Genomic DNA, 17734 nt, shown 5'->3' with positions numbered 1-17734 from the left:
CAAACTTCAACACTTTATTTTATCACCATTTGAAAAATAAAACAATTGATTGCTAACCTGGATGTATCTGCTAAGCAAAGGTGAAAATGGATGTATTTCTAAAAACAAAAATTAAATTGCAATATTTAGTGATTTATAATATAATAAGATAAATAAAATTATTTAGGAGATTATTATGATTTATGCATATCTTGATTTTTGGCGGAGAGCTTTTGACTTCGCTGGGCGGTCAGATCGCCCAGATTATTGGTGGGCTGTATTTGCCAATATGTTGATAGCTGTCTTATCTTTAATTTTCTTACTTATGGTTGGAGAGGAAGCAGCTCCTCTTCTATCACTAATTCAGATTTATGGTTTCTTTACTATCATTCCAAATCTATCTCTGTCCATTCGCCGTCTGAGAGATGCGGGTTACCATTGGGCTTTTATCTTCGTATCTTTTATTCCAGTTATTGGTAATTTCATTCTACTCTTCCTCCACTGTCAACCTTCAGAATACTAAAAAATTAACATTAATCACTTTCTGATAATCAGACCAACCCAAACTGTACTGCCCCCAAAAGTTAGATTTTTTGTATCTAACTTTTTTGGGGGTATTGCAAACAGGTTGGTTTTTATGTTACACTATTTCACTAAAACGCCCTGTATTTTCTGAAAACTTGCAAATATAAGCCAAATATAGTACACTAAATAAAAAAATAATAAAAGGATTTTTAATATGATTGATGCATATAAAAAGTTTTGGAAGGGCTATGTAGACTTTACTGGTCGCTCAACTCGTTCAGAATATTGGTGGCCCGTTCTGTGCCATATCTTGGTGATGATACTACTTCCTAGTTTTGCTCTTGTGATTGAAACAGCCTTAAATTCCGAGACTGGAGGAGTCTTATCTACCATCTTTGCTGGCCTGTTAGTTATCTATTTTATTTCGATTCTGCTTCCCTATCTCGCTATTCAGATTCGACGTCTGCGGGACGCTGGCTTTCATTGGGCACTTATCTTTTTATCCATTGTTCCATTTGGCCGCTTGGTTTTGACTATTCTTTATTGCCAACCTACAAAATATGAACCCGTTATAAATAATTACTATAATAATCAGAATTACCAAGAACAACAATTTGTCCAAAATTCTTATCAAAATCAGCAAAATTACCAAGGGCAGCAATTTGATCAGAACTCCTATCAAAATCAGCCCAATCCTCAACAAAATTTTGCATCAGCTGAAAACGAGCAAAGTCCATTTGAATAAAGCAAAAGCCATTCCGCTTCTGGAATGGCTTTCTCTTTGCAAGATTTTCTCAATACGTCACAACATTCAAGTTGCCACTTTCATACTCTGCGATGAAGATATTCGAAATATCGGTGTATCCGTCTTTAGCCAGTCTCTCCACCAGCCACTCTTCTGTTTTGTCAATAGACTCTAAAATATCAATCTGGACAACACCATCTGTGATAAGGGGATATTTAGGATTCTCTTCACCAGCTTGTACAATAATCAGCTGGCCGTTTTGCTCTATAACCGCCCGTTTGACCTGCTTGAGCTGGAAAATACCTTGGCTGCGTAGCTTCAAAGCTACATCTGCTGCTGAAAGACCAACAGAACGGCAGGCTTCGGGACTCAATTTCCCGTGCTGAATCAACGTTGTCGGCTTGCCATCAATCAAATGCTTAACCGCACGAACATTGTTATTGAGCCACTTTAGGGTCAAGACCAAGATGGTCCACATGATGAGAATGACCGCATACTGGAGGATGTTAATGGAGCTATTGTAAATCACCCCACCGATAATACCACCAAGAACATAGTTTTGAATCTGGTCGATTGCTGAATTAGGCGCCAGATTGCCTTTTCCCGTCACGTTGATGACAAAAACTAGTGAGAAAAGCCCCAGCGCTAGTTTAATTAGGATTTCAAGAAAATTCAATGTCATTTTTCAACCTCCACTATTTCGATATCTGTCGTCTTATGCAAGTCAATTTTTTCAAGCAGATATTTATCCGGCTCACTACCGCTCATAGCCCGATAAAAGTTCTTTCCGACCTTCAAAATCGCTCCATCCGTCGCGGCTGAAGTATTGACATAGACCTCCGACTTATCTACACCCAAGTCTTCTGAAATGACCTCAATAAAATGCAGAGAGGTTTGAAACTGGTTGTTAGAGTCTTGGTCAGTCTGAAAATTGCTAATGCCAATCAAGACCATGGCCACCAAAGCCAAAACAGAAATGATGGCTAGTTCCCGGAATTTTGAATCACGCTTATTGCGATAGGCCTTAAAAGCAAAAAATCCTGTCACAAGCAGCAGCAAGACAGAAAGTGCAACTGTCACCCAGTTTTGCTGACTAATCTGACTCAAAACATAATCATAAGAATAGAATTTCATGGCTTCCCCCTATTTTCTCGCTCTATTATAGAAAATCTTTCCTACTTTTTCAAGTCTCTTACAATCTCTTTGCTATAAATCAGTTCTAAATTTTGTTATAATAAACTCAGCAAACTTCTACTAGAAAAGGAAATTTTATGAAACTCATCTCTTGGAACATTGACTCTCTCAACGCTGCATTGACCAGTGATTCTGCCCGAGCTCAGCTCTCTCAGGCTGTCCTTCAAACCTTGCAAGCGGAAAATGCTGATATTATCGCCATTCAGGAAACAAAACTGTCTGCGACAGGTCCGACAAAAAAACACTTGGAGATTTTGACAAATCTTTTCCCAGACTACGAAAACACTTGGCGTTCCTCTCAAGAGCCGGCCCGCAAGGGCTATGCAGGAACCATGTTCCTCTACAAAAAAGAACTGACCCCAACCGTAACCTTCCCTGAAATCGGCGCTCCGTCAACTATGGATGTTGAAGGCCGCATCATTACGCTGGAATTTGACGACTTCTTCGTCACTCAGGTCTATACACCCAATGCTGGTGATGGCCTCAAACGCTTGGATGACCGTCAAGTCTGGGATGCCAAATATGCTGAATACTTGGCAACACTAGATGGACAAAAACCAGTCCTCGCTACTGGCGACTACAATGTGGCCCACAAGGAAATCGACTTGGCCAATCCAGCCAGCAACCGCCGTTCACCAGGATTTACCGATGAAGAGCGTGCTGGCTTTACCAACCTGCTGGCGAAAGGCTTCACCGATACCTTTCGCCACTTGCACGGCAATATTCCTAACCAATACACTTGGTGGGCGCAACGCAGCAAGACTTCTAAAATCAACAATACAGGCTGGAGAATCGACTACTGGCTGACCAGCAACCGAGTGGCTGACAAGGTGACCAAGTCTGATATGATTGACTCCGGTGCGCGCCAAGACCACACACCCATTGTCATGGAGATTGAACTCTAAGGAGAAAACGAATGGACTATCAAGCTGTCATTCCTGAATTTGTAGTATCTGACATCGAAAAATCACGCCAGTTCTACTGCGACCTGCTAGGATTCTCTGTCGAATATGAGCGTCCAGAGGAGAAATTTCTCTTCCTCTCACTTGAAGACTGCCAACTTATGCTAGAAGAAGGCAGCGTAGAAGAATTAGCCCAACTAACCTATCCTTTCGGGCGCGGTGTCAATATTTCCTTTGGCATTGAAGATGTCCCTCAGCTCCACCAAAAACTACTGGAAGCTGACTATCCCATCCATCGTCCTCTGACGAAAAGAGAATTTCGAGTGGGAGATAGCTTTATTTATCCCCATGAATTTGCGATTTTGGATCCAGATGGTTATTTTTTAAGATTTAGTGAATAAGAAAGCGAAGTCATCAGACCTCGCTTTTTAAATGTCTTTAAAGTTATAGAGTTGCGGATAGTGATCGCACTCGGGATTTTTAGGATGGCAGATGGCACGTCCAAAGTAAATCATGGCCTGATGGGCTGGCAGCCAACGTTCCGGTGGAAGGACATCCATAACTCGCTTTTCTACTTCCAGTGGCGTTGCCGACTTTTTAACGATATCATGGTGCTTGCAGATGCGCTCCACATGGGTATCGACAGCAAAGGCTGGAACGCCAAATCCCACACTCATGACTACATTGGCCGTCTTGCGACCAACTCCCGCTAGACTTTCCAATTCTGCCCGCGTTTGTGGTACTTGACCGTCAAAGTCGTCCAAAAGCTGCTGGGCGCATTTCTTCAAAAACTTGGCCTTGTTGCGGTAGAGCCCTAGGCGGGAGATGTATTTAGCAATGTCTGCTTCACCAGCCATAGCCATGTCTTGAGGACTTGGATAGGCTTCAAACAGAGCCGGCGTTGCCTTATTGACAGCAGCATCCGTCGTCTGAGCCGACAGCATGACCGCTACCAAAAGCTCAAAGTGATTGCGAAAATCCAGACTGGGCTTGGCGTCAGGGAAAAGAGCAATAATCTCTTCAATCACATGACGAGCCCGTTTTTTTGATAAAACCATGATTCTTCTTTCTAAGATTGAGATAGATTTATTATATCATGAAAGGATGAAGCATCCAAAAAACATGATTGAGAAAGCAGCTGGTCTTAATATTTCACAAACCTAACTCTTCATACGCCTTTCGGTAGCCAATCTGCAAGATCTGGTTATCTCGAACCAGGAGCGGTCGTTTAATCAGCATGCCGTCTGTCGATAATAAATCTGCAGCTTCCTGAGCTGTCATATGTGGCACCTGTTCTTTTAGTCCCAGTTCACGGTATTTGAGCCCGCTGGTATTGAAAAAGGCCTTGATCTCAAAATCAGAATTCGAAATCCAGTCTAGGAGCTGATCCCGGCTAGGTGTATTTTGGACAATATCCACCGCTTCAAAATCCACTCCTAATTGATTGAGCTCAGCCTTGGCCTTGCGGCAGGTAGAGCATTTGGGGTATTCGATAAATTGTAACATTGTTTTTCCTCCGTCCCTATAATAGCCCAGCTAGCTCCTTCTTGTCAAGCCGAGACTCATTAGAAAAAGCCGACAAGAGAAAGGCTCATCGGCTGGTATAGGCGCATTCCATGAAGAAACACATCTATTTTCGGTTATTTTTTAATCAAACGCACGCGCACAATATTGTCGCTATTCTCAAATTTATCAACCAGCTCCTGAATCTTGCTTTCGTCTGACTCATCCAGATCCAGCAAAGTATAGGCATAATCACCCTTGGAACGATTGATGATATTGTCGATATTGATATTCAAATCACTGACCGCTGTTGAAATCCGAGCCACAATATTCGGTACATTTTTGTTAATCAAGGTAATCCGATAAGGCGCTGAGAGAGCCTGACGGACATTAGGGAAATTCACTGAGTTAATTATCTCGCCCGTTTCCATGAAGCGGCGGATGGTTTTCCCAGCCATAATGGCACAGTTGAGCTCAGCTTCCTCTGTCGAGCCACCCAAATGCGGAAAGACAGTAATCTGTGGATGACGGAGCAGCTCTTCTACACCAAAGTCTGTGATATAGCGCTTGACTACACCAGCTTCTATGGCTTCAAAGAGGGCAGCATTATCCACCAGCTCGCCACGAGCAAAGTTGATGAGGGTTGTTCCCTTTTGCATAAGACCAAAAGCAGCCTGATCGAAAGTAGCGCGTGTATCCTCAGTCAGAGGGACGTGGATAGTGATATAATCACTCTTCTCAAAGATTTCCTTAATGTCTGCTACCCGTTTGACATGGCTAGAGATATTCCAAGCTGTTTCAATGGATACATAAGGGTCATAACCCAGGACATTCATCCCCAGGCGATAGGCATCGTTAGCAATACGGCCGCCGATAGCTCCTAACCCAATGACTCCCAAAGTCTTCTCTGCAATCTCTGTCCCAGCAAACTGCTTCTTACCAGCTTCCACTTGCTTGGGAACATCATCTCCAGAAAGGCCGTTAGCCCAACTGTTAGCTGCGATATAGTCACGCGCAGACAGGAGAATGGAAGCCAAGACTGCTTCTTTCACCGCATTGGCATTAGCTCCTGGCGTGTTGAAGACCACAATTCCCTGAGCCGTTGTCTGGTCGACAGGAATATTATTGGTTCCTGCGCCTGCCCGCGCAATAGCTTTGAGCTTGCTTGGAAATTCCTGTCCATGCAGGTTTTGACTGCGCAGGATATAAGCATCCGGATTGTCAGACTTATCTCCGTCAATCTGAAAAGTATTGCCCAGCTCCTTAAGTCCGATTTGATTGATATTATTAAAGGTTTTGACACTAAAGACCATAGTTTCCCTCTCTTAAGAATTTTCTTCTTCAAATTTCTGCATAAAGGCAATCAAGTCCTTGACACCTTGGAGCGGAAAAGCATTGTAGAGACTAGCTCTCATGCCGCCTACGCTGCGGTGCCCCTTGATATTCTTGAATCCCGCTGCTGCAGCCTCTTTGTTAAATTTGGCGTCCAGCTCTTGGCTAGGAGACACAAAGGGAATATTGGCGACTGAGCGCTGCTCCTTATAACGGACTGGACTGCGGTAAAAGTCTGACTGCTCAATGAAGTCGTACAAAAGGCCAGATTTTTCACGATTACGCTTTTCCATTTCTGCTACGCCACCTAGCTCCTTAACCCACTCAAAGACCAGTTTGGCCATATAGATGGCAAAAGTCGGTGGTGTATTGTAAAGAGAGCCATTGTCCGCCTGAATGCGGTAATCCAACATGCTAGATAGAACTGGTTCGTCATCCAGCAAGTCTTCTCGGATGATGACAACTGTCACGCCAGCAGGTCCGATATTCTTCTGAGCCCCAGCATAAATCAAACCGAAATCCTCTACTCGGTATTGAGCAGCCAGGATATTAGAAGACATGTCCGCCACAATCGGCACGCCATTAGTCGCAGGAAGGTCATAAATAGCCGTTCCTTCGATTGTATTATTGGTTGTCAGATGCACATAAGCCGCCTGCGGATCAATCTCCTTCTCATCAAAAGAAGGAATTTCCGTGTAATTTAAATCCTCTGACGAAGCCAAAAGAATCGGCTCAAATGGAATGAACTTAGACAGCTTGACTGCTTCAGTGTAAGCTTTCTTTCCCCAAGATCCGGCCACTAGGTAGTAGGCCTTGCCACCTTGGGCTAGATTAAGGGGAATCATGCTAAACTGGGTAGAAGCCCCACCCTGTAGGAAGAGCACGCGGTAATTGTCCGGAATATCCATGAGCTCACGCAGCAAGCTCTCAGCTTCTTTGATAATATCGTCAAATTCCTTGGATCGGTGGGACAGCTCCATCACACTCATGCCACTTTGGGCATAGTCTAAAAACTCAGCCTGAGCTTTTTTCAAGACTTCCTTGGGCAATACTGCCGGTCCAGCAGAAAAATTGTAAATCGTCATATCCTACCTCCAAAATTTATTTTGTATATCATATCACAAAGTTTAGAAAATATCTATTTTATTTCAGAAATCTAGCACTTTTTTAGCCAATTCCCGAACATTGTTGAAATATAGATAAGCAAAACCAACTGTCTAATCTAGATAACAAAAAAATCCTGAGTTTAAGTCAGGATTAAATAGTCTTACTAAAAAGCTGAGTTACGCTTTTTCCAATTTTTAAACAGACAACTGGTTGTATTGAGAAATTTCTGAGCTTCTATCAATCCTTATTTTCATGATAAACCGCATAGAGCTCGCTCTTGTTCCTACCGTATTTCTTAGCTACATTCTTGATGGCATGATTTTTTTTGCTGCCGGCTTCAACTAAAAGATCAATTTCAGCTAGGATCTGCTCTTGAGATATTTCTTGTGGAGCATCTTCTGCCGCCCCAGCTACAATCAAGAGACACTCTCCTTTAGGCGGATGTTCAGCCGTATAGGCCAGCAACTCTGAAATCAGCCCTCGTTGATACTCTTCGTGAATCTTAGTCAGCTCGCGCACCAGGACGACTTTGCGGTCACCATAAACTGCCAGCATATTTTCCAGCGTAGCCCGAACCCGATGAGGAGATTCGTAGAAAATCTGGGTCTCAGGATAGGATTTTTTGCTAGTGAAAAATTCCTTCTGCTGGCCAGCCTTTCTAGGCAGAAAACCATAGAAAATATGCGGTTGGGGAGCCAATCCGCTAGCAATCAAGGCTGTTATTCCAGCACTAGGACCAGGAATCGGTACTACAGTAATTCCAGCTTCTAGCGCTGCCTGAACCAAATCATGTCCAGGATCAGAAATACTGGGCAGACCAGCATCCGAAACCTGGGCTATATCATTTCCACTTTGAAGCATGTCCAAGAGAACTGGGATTTTCTCCTTGGCATTGTGCTCGTGAAAACTGATTTGCTTGGTCTCAATCCCAAAATGCTTAAGCAGAAGGCCCGTATTTCTCGTATCTTCAGCCGCAATCCTGTCGACCTCTTTCAGGGTATTGACCATACGGATGCTCATATCATCCAGATTGCCGATAGGAGTCGCGACCAGATAGAGTTTGCCGTAGGCAGTTTCGCCCTTAAAACTTTTTTGAACCTGCATCACTACTCCCTAAATAACAATTCATCGCAGAACATGCACTCTGCGTCATTCTCCCGGCGCTGACCGTAGAAATCCGTACAGACATGAAAGCCGTCATAGTAAAGCTTACGTAGATTATCTCGGTTTTTCTTGGTCTTGGTCGGAGTTTCCTTCTCCACTTCTCCCAAGCGCTCCCTCAGCTTGTCATTTTCCAGATGCAGGGCAATATTTTCCTCTACCACACTCTTGAGATTTTTCTTGACAGCCTCCACCTCAGCAAGGGTCACTAAAAGCGTCTGTGAAAAATCATCCAAGGCGTCAAATAAGTCTTTTTTATCCATTTTATACTCCTGTGCTGCCTCTTTTTACTTTACCTTCAAAGTCATATATTCTAAAGCGTTTTGAAAAGATACATTGGCCCGCCACATCTTCCGAGCCAGCAAAAGCTGCTCCAAGGCCTGTCGACCGCTTTCTGTTGCTATGTCCTTATAAAATAACACTTCCAAGAGCTTGAAGACCTGTTCCTGCTTCTCCTTATCATCAGCCAGCTTTGCCAGACGCGAAACCTGCAGAAATGCCTGACTGGGGCGATTTTGAAAATCCTTGACAAAGCGCTCGCATTCGCTGACTAATTCAAAAAAGGCGTTATTATGAGCCAAGCTTTCCGCTTCTGACTGAGTATGACTATAAGCAGCTAGTAGCTCCGCTCGACTTTTAATCAAGCCATCCTGTTCCAAACTTTGCTGCAGAGTAGCTGTATTTTTCAAAAAATGATAAACCTGAGTCCGACTTCGAATTGTCGGCAGAATCAACTGTTCATCAGCAGTCAGGAGAAAGATATAAATCTCGCTCTGCGGTTCCTCAATGACTTTGAGCAAGGAATTGGCTGCATTTACGTGCATCCGATCCGCACCGCAGATAATGAAAACCTGCCGACTGCCTTCCAAGCCACTTTGAGAGAAATTTCGGACCAGCTCCCGAACTCGGTCTGTTTTGATAATGTTATTAGCTGGTCGCACCACCGTTACATCAGAAAAATCTTCTGCTGCAATCAAACGACAAGAACGACAGGACTGACAAGGCCAGACGCCTTGCTTATTCTCGCAAAAAAGACTCTGAGACAGGATTTGGGCCATTTCAAAACTGCCAAAAGCTCCGGTAAACAAATAGGCGTGACTAAGCCGCCCCTGTTCCAGAATATGCTGAAACTGCTCAAACAAGCTGGGCTGGCTTTGCTGTAACTCTTTTATCTTCATGACGGATTCCCAAATCGTTCCTGAATGATGGCCAAACTATCAGCCACCACCTTATCCAAAGGTTGGCTAGCATCCACCTTGACAAAGCGCTCGGGCTCCTTATCAAGAATCGCCAAATAGCCCTGCCGAACCCGCTGGTGCAAGTCCAAACCTTCCAGATCAAGCCGATTCACCTCTCGACTCTCGCTCCTAGCAATCCGCGCCAGCCCTTCTTCCACATCAATATCAAAATAGAGGGTCAAATCAGGCTTGAGTCCATCGGTTGCAAACTGATTGAGCCATTCAATATCTGCCACATCCAGACCCCGTCCGTAGCCCTGATAGGCCACTGAACTATCGATAAAACGGTCCATCAAGACAAGCTTTCCTTGCGACAAAGCTGGCAAAACCCGCTCAGCCAAGTGCTGACGGCGGCTGGCAATGTACAGCAAGAGCTCAGTCTTTGCATCCATAGCCGTATGACTAGGCTCCAAAATCACTTCGCGGATAGCCTCCGCAATCTGGACGCCACCCGGCTCCCGCGTCGTAATAAGACCAGTGCCATAATTTTTCAAAAAAGGAAGCAAGGCTTCCAACACACTCGACTTTCCAGCCCCTTCTGGACCTTCCAGCGAAATCAAAATACCATTTTTCATCTTTACTTTTAATCTCTAACTTCTATTTTTTGTTCTTTATAAGAAAATGCAGATAAGACTTGCCCTAAAGCTTGATATAATCTACTTTGCAGAGTCCGTCCACATTACTGTGCAGGCTGATAAGAGCCGATTCCGTCAACTCATTATTTTCATCCCACTCTTTTTTATCTATTGTTTATTTTACCAAAAAAAAAGCTAAAAGCCCATCATAAGAAAAGACTTTAAAAATTTTTTCAAAGTGTTTCACAAAGGCTAAATTTTTGGTAAAATATATTCAGAATAACTTTCTGGAAATAGATTTAGGAGGATGTTATGTTTAAATTAAAAAACGTACTGGCCATCATTTTTGGGGCTGGAATTTTTTCTTTTGGGATTCATTATTTGGTCATTCCTTTTCATTTATATGAAGGTGGCGCGACGGGTTTGACCTTGATTGCCTACTATCTGTTTAAAATCCCTGTCTCGACGACCAACCTGATTATTAACATTCCTCTCTTTATTATTGCTTGGAAGCTGTTAGGCTCGCGAACCCTCTATCTCAGCATTCTAGGGACCTTCTCCGTGTCTGCTTGGCTCAAAATTTTTGAAATCCTACCTGCCTCCAAACACCTGCAAAACTATTTTCTCTCAGCTCTGGACGGGGATGTTTTACTGGCCTGTCTTGGAACAGGGATTGTTTTGGGGATTGGACTGGGCATCATCTTCAATGCTGGTGGAACGACGGGCGGTACTGACATTGTAGCCCGCATCTTTAATAAATATACGAGCATTTCCATGGGCAAACTCATGCTGACTGTTGATTTTGTAGTCATTACCTTGGTTCTCCTTGTTTTCAAAGACCTACGCATGGTGTCTTATACCCTAATGTTTGTCTTTATCACCTCGCGCGTCATTGACCTGATCGCAGAAGGAGGTTTTGCCGGCAAGGGATTCCTTATCGTTACCAGCAAACCGGCAGAACTGGCTGAAACTATCAATAACAAGCTGGATCGTGGAGTGACCTTCCTCAAGGGGCAAGGCTTCTATAGCAAGCAGGATCTCCAGATTGTCTACTGTGTTGTTTCCCGTAACGAAATGCAACAGATGAAGAAACTCATTAACCAAGTCGATCCATTTGCCTTTACAACTATTACCGAAGCCCATGAGATTTTGGGCGAAGGCTTTACTTTAGATGCCAACAAACAGCCTATTGTACGTTAAAAACCTCATCTAACGATGAGGCTTTTTTATCGCTTATAAAGCTTTTGCAGCAGTATGTGTAATCTCAGCCAACTCAATAGCATGCTCCTCAAATTTTTTCTTGAGAAGCGCCGTATCTATATTACCGTCTAACTGTACTTCAATGACGACTTTGCCATCCTTGCGTGAGATATTGACGGTATTGGAGATGTTGAGATTTTCTTCCACCAGAAGACGGATAATCTGCTCAAGAACCCCCACCTTATTCTCAGTGACAAAGCGCAGACGGACTCCCTCTTCACCATAGCCAGATACTTCTAAGAAAGCCTTGAAAATATCACGGTCAGTAATAACCCCGTAAAGTTGCTCATTGTCCACGACAGGCAGGATACCAATCTTATTTTTCAGCATCAGATAGGTCGCATCTTCCAGACTGGCAAACTGAGAAATCGTGACAACATCACGAATCATAACATCACCAACTTTTGTTTTGTTGAGAAGATAATTCATCTCGTAAATGGACAGACTCGTTGCCTTAGATGGACTAGCTTCTGCAATCGTTCCTTCTGTCACCAGTCCCACTAGTTGGTCATTCTCAATCACCGGCAGACGGTGGAGTTTCTGCTCACGCATCATATCTGCCGCATGAGCAATCGTTGTATTTGGGCTGATATAAACCACCTTACGCGTCATAAAATCTTTAACTGCCATAAAAGTTCCCTCTACTTCCTATCCATAATTCTTATACTTATTATACTTTATTTTGAAGCTGATTTCAAACGCTTCCAAGGCCTTTGCCTAAGTTTTCAAAATTTAGAAAAATCCCGCGATTGGAAAAATTGAAGATGGACAATGGCTAGATATACTATTTTAAGCATCTAAGAGAAGAAAAAAGGTCCAATGGACCTTTTCTAACTGTTAAGTTAATATCGTAACTTTCTATCAACAACCTAAAAATGTCTCCCAGACATTTTAAAGAAAACTCGCTCTCGCGAGTTCCCATCTGCAACCTGAAACAATCCCCCGGGCATCTTGACGAAAACCTTGTTTTCTTTATCTGCAACTTAAAAAGGTCCATTGGACCTTTTCTAACTGTTAAGTTAATATCGTAACTTTCTATCAACAACCTAAAAGTGTCTCCCAGACATTTTTAGCCACCTAGATATGCTTTGCGGACTTCGTCAGAAGCGAGGAGCTCTTGGCCTGTTCCGGACAGAACAATTTTACCTGTTTCAAGGACATAACCTCGGTCAGCGATAGAGAGAGCCTTATTTGCATTTTGCTCAATCAAAAGAACTGTTGTCCCTTGCCGCTGGATATCTTGGATAATATCGAAGATTTCCTGGATAAAGATTGGCGCCAAGCCCATAGAGGGCTCATCCAGAAGCAAAAGCTTAGGAGTAGACATCAGAGCCCGTCCCATCGCCAGCATCTGCTGCTCACCACCTGAAAGGGTTGCAGCATCTTGGTTTTTACGCTCTTCCAAGCGTGGGAAACGAGAGAAGACCTTTTTGAGATTGGCTTGATTTTCTTCGCGGTTTGTTTTGAGAAAGGCGCCCATTTCCAAATTTTCCAAAACTGTCAAACCCGGAAAGACATGACGTCCTTCTGGTACTTGCGAAAGCCCAGCTGCTACAATTTTTTGAGCAGGAACTTTTTGAATTTCATTGCCGACAAATTCAATTTTACCAGCACTTGGACGAACCAAGCCTGAAATAGTCCGGAGAATAGTCGTTTTTCCAGCACCATTGGCGCCAATCAGGGAAACGACTTCTCCTTCGTTTACTTCAAAGCTGACATCACGGACAGCCTGAATCATGCCATAATGGACAGAGAGATTCTCAACTTTAAGCATGGACATTAGGCTTCACCTCCTAGATATGCTTCAATAACGCGTTTGTCATTCTTGATTTCATCAGGTGTTCCGTGCGCAATCAAGCGGCCGTACTCCAACACATAGATTCGCTCAGTAACTTCCATTACCAAACTCATGTCATGCTCAATCAGCATGATAGTAATATTAAATTCGTTTTTAATCCGTCGAATCAATGCAGTCAGCTCTGCTGTCTCCTGAGGGTTCATCCCTGCAGCAGGCTCATCCAAGAAAAGGATCTTTGGCTCCGTTGCCAAGGCCCGAACAATCTCCAAGCGGCGCTGCTGACCATAAGCTAAGTTCTTAGCCAAGGTTTCTGCTTCCTTATCCAAGTCAAAAATTTTCAGCAACTCCAAAGCCTTGTCTTTGAGTTCTTCTTCGTTTTTGTAGTAGGCTGGCAAGCGGAGGAAAGAAGCCAACACATGAGCCTTATGATGATTACCAAAGGCAATCAAAACATTATCCAAAACACTAAGGTCCTTAAAGAGCCGGATGTTCTGGAAAGTCCGCCCTAGACCTAAAGAAGCAATCTTGTAAGGTACCTTACCATTGAGCAAATGACCATCTAGTGTCACTGTTCCTTCACTAGGCTCATAAACACCAGTCAAGAGGTTAAAAAGGGTCGTTTTTCCTGCACCATTAGGGCCAATCAGACCAACCAGCTCGCCCTCGTTGAGTTCCAAGGTCACATCGCTGACAGCAGTCAAACCACCAAAGTTTTTAGTTAGATTTTTCACATCAAGAAGTGCCATTATTCTTTGACCTCCTTATTCTTTTTGAAGAGCTTAGACAGGCTGAGCTCCCAAGTTCCTAAAAGTCCGCCTGGACGGAAAATCATGACCAAGATCAGGGCCAAAGAATAGACAATCATCCGAATGCTGGATACATCCTGCAGCAACATATTGAGAATTCCCAATACTACTGCAGCCACAATGGTTCCAGTCATAGAGCCTAGACCACCAAAAACGACAATAATCAAGATATTGATAGTGTTGGTAAAGGAATAGTCCTTAGGAACAACTGAACCAACGAAGCCAGCTTGAAGAGAGCCAGCAATCGAAGCCGTGATAGCTCCCAAGACAAAGGCTGTCACTTTGATTCTAGTAGTATTAACCCCAACAGACTCGGCAGCAATCTCATCCTCACGAACAGACAGAGTGCTGCGACCGATAGGACTGCGCAGGAAATTCAAGGTCAAAATAGTTGTGATAACAACAAAGATATAGACCATCTGCCAAGAGGTAAAGGGCGGAATGGATAGGATACCAGCTGCCCCATTAGTCAAAGTACCCCCATTAATAATCAGAATACGGATAATCTCTGAGACACCAAGAGTCGCAATCGCGAGATAGTCCCCTTTAAGACGAAGCGTAGGCAAACCAACTGCCAAAGCCACAATACCAGCAATGACAGCTCCTAGCAGCATAGCAATGAAGAAAGCTCCATAAGTTGGCGATTTAGAGCCAATAATGGCTACTGCGTAGGCACCGATTGCCATAAAACCAGCATGGCCAAGAGAAAATTGACCTGAGAATCCGACGATGAGATTAAGCCCCACAGCCAGAATAATATTAATCCCGATCTGCTCTAAGATTTGAATATAAAAAGCATTGAGAACACCGGCACTAACCAATACTGTCATCAACAAGTAGCCAATTAAGACAAGGCCAAGCCAGAAAATATTTATCTTTAAATTCTTTTTCATACCTTACACCTTCTCTTTCACATTTTTGCCGAGGATACCAGCTGGACGGATCAGAAGAATGACAATCAAAATCGCATAGACAATGGCATCTCGGAAATCAGATAGTCCAAGCGCTGTCGCAAAAGTTTCCAAAAGACCGATAACAAAACCGCCAAGCGCTGCACCAGGAATGATTCCAATACCACCGAGAACGGCCGCTACAAAGGACTTAATACCTGGAGTCATCCCCATTAAAGGCTCTAATGAATTATAGTAAAGGGCAATTAGAACACCAGCAGCTCCTGCAAGAGCTGACCCCAAAGCAAAGGTGAAGCTGATTGTCCGATTGACATTGATTCCCATCAGCTGAGCAGCATCACTATCTACAGACACAGCACGCATAGCCTTACCCATCTTTGTCTTCTGCACGATAAACTGCAGAGCCACCATGAGGAAAATCGAAATTCCCAAAATCAGCAGCTGAATATTTGAGATAGAAATCGGCCCTAAGTTAAAGCGTACCGTCTTTATAACCTGCGGGAAGGAACGAGTATTGGCACCGACAAAGAAAATCATGCCATACTCAAGGAGAAAAGAAACCCCAATGGCTGTAATCAAAGCCGCAATCCGAGTCGAATTTCGCAGAGGACGATAGGCTAAAAACTCAATAACCACACCGAGAATCGCTGTCCCAATCATCGCTAAAATGAGAGAAAGGAAGAAATTAAACTTCAGGATATTAATCAAGTAATAACCCATAAAGGCACCAATCATATAGATATCACCGTGGGCAAAGTTAATCAGCTTAATAATCCCATAAACCATGGTATAACCCAAAGCCAGAAGCGCATAAACACTACCCAGGATTAGACCGTTGACTAATTGTTGGAGCATTAGACACCACTCTTTCTATAATAAAATAAGGAATGGGACAAAAATCAGCAGACTAGGTCGTGATTTTATCATCCCACTCCCAAAATACGAATAATAGTTGATTGAGAAACGAAGAAGAATAGATTATAAAACAATACTCTTTCAAATCCGTAGATTTATAAAGAAAGAAATCATCTACTAACTTGCTCAAGCAACTAGAAATAGAAAACAAGTCAAAGACTGGGATAGCCCCAGCCTCGTAACTATTATTCCGCTTTAACTGTTTCTACAGTATCTACTTGACCGTCTTTCAAGCCAATCATCAGAGCTGTTTTCACTGGATTGTGATCTTTATCAATAGTGATTGAACCAGTTACTCCATCGAAATCTTTAAGCTTAGCCAAGTTGTCTTTGATATCTACAGAAGTTTTAGCACCTTTGGCTGCTTCTGCTGCCATATAAACAGAGTCATATGCCAGAGCTGCAAACATAGAAGGCTCTTCTTTGTACTTAGCTTTGTATGCTTCAATAAACTTCTTAGCTTTTTCTGACATTTCACCAGAAGTTGTAAAGCCAGATACATAGTAAACATTTGTAGCTGCAGCAGGAGTTGCTTGCTCAACGAACTTAGCATCACCAAAGCCATCAGGACCAACGATTGTTTGGTCAATACCTAAACCACGCGCTTGATTGACAATTTTACCAGCTTCAGTATAGTAACCTGGAACAACCAGAGCGTCAAATTCTTTACCCTTAATCTTTGTCAAAGCAGCTTGGAAGTCTGTATCCTTGGATTGGAAGGTTTCTGTTGCTACAATCTCACCCTTGAATTCCTTCTTGAAGGCATCCGCCATTCCTTTAGCGTAGTCACTAGATTGGTCGTAGTAAAGAACGACTTTCTTAGCTTTCAAGTTATCAGTAACATACTTAGAAATGATTTTACCTTGGTAGCTATCAATGAAAGTTGCTCGGTAAAGATAATCTTGCTTGTTGGTCAGATCATCCTGTGTCGCACTTGGTGTAATGATTGGTACACCTGCTTTAGCAGCATTTGCAGTAGCTGAAGCTGTAGCTCCAGAAGTCGCAGGGCCAATGATTGCATTTACCTTGCTTTGGGTAACCAAGCTAGTAGTGATGGTAGATGCTTCAGCTGTTTCTGATTTGTTATCCTTATCAGTAACTTCAATCTTCTTGCCATCTACGCCACCAGCAGCGTTGATTTCATCAACGGCCAACTGAGCACCATGTTGTTCAGCTGTACCGTAGGCTGCTACTTCACCTGATTCTTCAAAGTTAAAACCAAATTTAATCGTATCGCCAATTTCTGTACCAGTTGCTGTTGAGTTGTTATTGGATACTTCTCCACAAGCTGCGAGAAGGGCTGCACTAGCAAAAGCTACTAGGGATAGTGCAAATTTTTTCTTCATTCGGAAATCTCCTTAAGTGATTTATTTGATGATATAGTAAGAATATATCGAATTATCTGACAATTGTCAACCCTTTATAGAAATTTTATCAAATGATAACGTTTTCTTGCTCTCTATACAGGCTTCCAACAAAGTTTTGATCTAGTTCTTTTATGTGAGATATCCGAACTTGCTTAACATAGCGTTCCTTGGGCAGATTCTCCTGTAAGTTCTGGGCGTCCTCTTGATTGACATAGAGATGCAGATAACGATGCTTCTTAGAATGATAAATGATATCACCGAAGTTAGCCAGCTTTTTGGCATCTCGATTATAGTAAAGATAGACAATCAAGCCCACTCTTTCTTCTCTTTCTATCATAAAACTCCTTTCCGGTCCATGTAGTTCTTAGATGATTATAGCAAAGATAGGGCAAAAAAACTAGCCCTGAAAAGCTTTA

The 17734-nt window shown here is 43.0% G+C and carries 22 protein-coding genes; 5 read left to right on the top strand and 17 right to left on the bottom strand.

The window, feature by feature from the left end; translation table 11 throughout:
* The first annotated feature begins 175 nt into the window (after nucleotides 1-175).
* Together J1C91_RS03365 and J1C91_RS03360 are read left to right on the top strand one after the other, a co-directional pair.
* Entirely contained in the window at nucleotides 176-502 is a 327-nt protein-coding gene (locus J1C91_RS03365) for a DUF805 domain-containing protein (RefSeq protein WP_002909172.1), read from the top strand.
* A 216-nt stretch (nucleotides 503-718) separates the two neighbouring features.
* On the top strand, nucleotides 719-1249 hold the full coding sequence (locus tag J1C91_RS03360) for a DUF805 domain-containing protein (protein ID WP_002909171.1): 531 nt from the start codon (nucleotides 719-721) through the stop codon (nucleotides 1247-1249).
* 49 nt (nucleotides 1250-1298) lie between these two features.
* Here J1C91_RS03360 and J1C91_RS03355 read toward each other — a convergent pair whose 3' ends face one another.
* Together J1C91_RS03355 and J1C91_RS03350 are read right to left on the bottom strand one after the other, a co-directional pair.
* The gene (locus tag J1C91_RS03355) at nucleotides 1299-1931 is read right to left on the bottom strand and encodes a DUF421 domain-containing protein (RefSeq protein ID WP_002909170.1); all 633 of its coding nucleotides are present in this window, start codon (nucleotides 1929-1931) and stop codon (nucleotides 1299-1301) included.
* Complete coding sequence (locus J1C91_RS03350; RefSeq protein WP_002897090.1) at nucleotides 1928-2383, bottom strand: DUF3290 family protein; 456 nt, start codon at nucleotides 2381-2383, stop codon at nucleotides 1928-1930. The genes J1C91_RS03355 and J1C91_RS03350 overlap by 4 nt, the downstream gene beginning before the upstream one ends.
* A gap of 137 nt (nucleotides 2384-2520) precedes the next feature.
* Here J1C91_RS03350 and J1C91_RS03345 point away from each other — a divergent pair, with 137 nt between their 5' ends.
* Together J1C91_RS03345 and J1C91_RS03340 are read left to right on the top strand one after the other, a co-directional pair.
* A complete protein-coding gene (locus J1C91_RS03345; protein WP_125438210.1) occupies nucleotides 2521-3348 on the top strand; it encodes an exodeoxyribonuclease III in 828 nt (275 codons plus the stop codon).
* A gap of 11 nt (nucleotides 3349-3359) precedes the next feature.
* Nucleotides 3360-3746, top strand: a complete 387-nt coding sequence (locus J1C91_RS03340) for a bleomycin resistance protein (RefSeq protein ID WP_125438213.1) — start codon at nucleotides 3360-3362, stop codon at nucleotides 3744-3746.
* A gap of 27 nt (nucleotides 3747-3773) precedes the next feature.
* On the opposite strand, the gene nth is transcribed toward J1C91_RS03340, so the two are convergent.
* The 8 genes from nth to tmk all read right to left on the bottom strand — a co-directional run bounded on the left by nth (nucleotide 3774) and on the right by tmk (nucleotide 10261).
* Nucleotides 3774-4403: an endonuclease III gene (nth, locus tag J1C91_RS03335; protein WP_125438216.1), complete on the bottom strand. Its 630-nt coding sequence runs from the start codon at nucleotides 4401-4403 to the stop codon at nucleotides 3774-3776.
* 94 nt (nucleotides 4404-4497) lie between these two features.
* A complete protein-coding gene (locus tag J1C91_RS03330; protein ID WP_125438219.1) occupies nucleotides 4498-4851 on the bottom strand; it encodes an arsenate reductase family protein in 354 nt (117 codons plus the stop codon).
* A 134-nt stretch (nucleotides 4852-4985) separates the two neighbouring features.
* Nucleotides 4986-6161, bottom strand: a complete 1176-nt coding sequence (locus J1C91_RS03325; protein ID WP_125438222.1) for a 3-phosphoglycerate dehydrogenase family protein — start codon at nucleotides 6159-6161, stop codon at nucleotides 4986-4988.
* A gap of 12 nt (nucleotides 6162-6173) precedes the next feature.
* Entirely contained in the window at nucleotides 6174-7265 is a 1092-nt protein-coding gene (gene serC / locus J1C91_RS03320; RefSeq protein ID WP_002894694.1) for a 3-phosphoserine/phosphohydroxythreonine transaminase, read from the bottom strand.
* 259 nt (nucleotides 7266-7524) lie between these two features.
* Nucleotides 7525-8391, bottom strand: a complete 867-nt coding sequence (rsmI, locus tag J1C91_RS03315; protein ID WP_002909166.1) for a 16S rRNA (cytidine(1402)-2'-O)-methyltransferase — start codon at nucleotides 8389-8391, stop codon at nucleotides 7525-7527.
* 2 nt (nucleotides 8392-8393) lie between these two features.
* The gene (gene yabA, locus J1C91_RS03310) at nucleotides 8394-8711 is read right to left on the bottom strand and encodes a DNA replication initiation control protein YabA (RefSeq protein ID WP_002909165.1); all 318 of its coding nucleotides are present in this window, start codon (nucleotides 8709-8711) and stop codon (nucleotides 8394-8396) included.
* 24 nt (nucleotides 8712-8735) lie between these two features.
* Nucleotides 8736-9626 carry a DNA polymerase III subunit delta' gene (locus J1C91_RS03305; protein ID WP_125438225.1) on the bottom strand — a complete coding sequence of 297 codons (891 nt, stop codon included), beginning with the start codon at nucleotides 9624-9626 and terminating at the stop codon, nucleotides 8736-8738.
* Nucleotides 9623-10261: a dTMP kinase gene (gene tmk / locus J1C91_RS03300; protein WP_002918528.1), complete on the bottom strand. Its 639-nt coding sequence runs from the start codon at nucleotides 10259-10261 to the stop codon at nucleotides 9623-9625. Before tmk ends, J1C91_RS03305 begins: the two co-directional genes overlap by 4 nt.
* Before the next feature lie 312 nt (nucleotides 10262-10573).
* On the opposite strand from tmk, the gene J1C91_RS03295 reads away from it, so the two are divergent.
* On the top strand, nucleotides 10574-11461 hold the full coding sequence (locus J1C91_RS03295) for a YitT family protein (protein WP_002918527.1): 888 nt from the start codon (nucleotides 10574-10576) through the stop codon (nucleotides 11459-11461).
* 33 nt (nucleotides 11462-11494) lie between these two features.
* Here J1C91_RS03295 and J1C91_RS03290 read toward each other — a convergent pair whose 3' ends face one another.
* The 7 genes from J1C91_RS03290 to J1C91_RS03260 all read right to left on the bottom strand — a co-directional run bounded on the left by J1C91_RS03290 (nucleotide 11495) and on the right by J1C91_RS03260 (nucleotide 17655).
* Nucleotides 11495-12151: a CBS and ACT domain-containing protein gene (locus tag J1C91_RS03290; protein ID WP_002914607.1), complete on the bottom strand. Its 657-nt coding sequence runs from the start codon at nucleotides 12149-12151 to the stop codon at nucleotides 11495-11497.
* A gap of 439 nt (nucleotides 12152-12590) precedes the next feature.
* On the bottom strand, nucleotides 12591-13301 hold the full coding sequence (locus tag J1C91_RS03285) for an ABC transporter ATP-binding protein (RefSeq protein ID WP_002894681.1): 711 nt from the start codon (nucleotides 13299-13301) through the stop codon (nucleotides 12591-12593).
* Nucleotides 13301-14065: an ABC transporter ATP-binding protein gene (locus tag J1C91_RS03280; protein WP_002909160.1), complete on the bottom strand. Its 765-nt coding sequence runs from the start codon at nucleotides 14063-14065 to the stop codon at nucleotides 13301-13303. The genes J1C91_RS03285 and J1C91_RS03280 overlap by 1 nt, the downstream gene beginning before the upstream one ends.
* Nucleotides 14065-15018 (bottom strand): branched-chain amino acid ABC transporter permease, encoded by a 954-nt coding sequence (locus tag J1C91_RS03275; RefSeq protein WP_002909159.1) that lies wholly within the window; start codon nucleotides 15016-15018, stop codon nucleotides 14065-14067. The genes J1C91_RS03280 and J1C91_RS03275 overlap by 1 nt, the downstream gene beginning before the upstream one ends.
* Nucleotides 15019-15021: 3 nt before the next feature.
* On the bottom strand, nucleotides 15022-15891 hold the full coding sequence (locus J1C91_RS03270) for a branched-chain amino acid ABC transporter permease (protein WP_002897070.1): 870 nt from the start codon (nucleotides 15889-15891) through the stop codon (nucleotides 15022-15024).
* 245 nt (nucleotides 15892-16136) lie between these two features.
* Nucleotides 16137-17297 (bottom strand): ABC transporter substrate-binding protein, encoded by a 1161-nt coding sequence (locus J1C91_RS03265; RefSeq protein WP_002894677.1) that lies wholly within the window; start codon nucleotides 17295-17297, stop codon nucleotides 16137-16139.
* A gap of 88 nt (nucleotides 17298-17385) precedes the next feature.
* A complete protein-coding gene (locus J1C91_RS03260) occupies nucleotides 17386-17655 on the bottom strand; it encodes a YlbG family protein (protein ID WP_002894676.1) in 270 nt (89 codons plus the stop codon).
* Between the last annotated feature and the right edge of the window lie 79 nt (nucleotides 17656-17734).

Origin of the sequence: Streptococcus sanguinis (assembly GCF_050222175.1) — a bacterium.
Classification (GTDB): Bacteria; Bacillota; Bacilli; order Lactobacillales; family Streptococcaceae; genus Streptococcus; species Streptococcus sanguinis_M.
The sequence above is the reverse complement of the archived record's forward strand: the minus strand, read 5'-3'. Positions and strand labels throughout refer to the sequence as shown.